This window comes from Bacillus sp. D48C (assembly GCF_053345735.1).
This window is the reverse complement of record NZ_JBKFAQ010000010.1, coordinates 227,057-227,332: the sequence shown is the minus strand read 5'-3', so window position 1 is coordinate 227,332 and position 276 is coordinate 227,057. Positions and strand designations below refer to the sequence as shown.

Here is a 276-nt window from a genome sequence, read left to right as displayed (position 1 = left end):
AAAAAACGTAAAAGAATCAATTTCTGAACCAAAAGAAATTGTGAAGGTGGTACCCAACAAAAAGAAAGAAGAAAAACCAAAGGTAGAACCAAAAGTTAAAAAACAGAAGAAAGAAAAGCCAAAGAAAGACCTTTCGAAAAAGAAAAATCCAAAAATGTTAGGTTTTTTATCTAGAAAAAAGAAAGAAGCGCCACCAAAGGTAAAGAAAAGTATTGCGGAAATTATGCAAATTGTAGACATGACGGAGGATGGCATATTTGAACTAAAAAATGAGGG

General features: G+C 31.9%; 1 pseudogene. It reads left to right on the top strand.

The window, feature by feature from the left end:
• Window positions 1-276 (top strand): annotated as a pseudogene (locus ACLBXA_RS22355) (hypothetical protein); the annotation flags it as partial.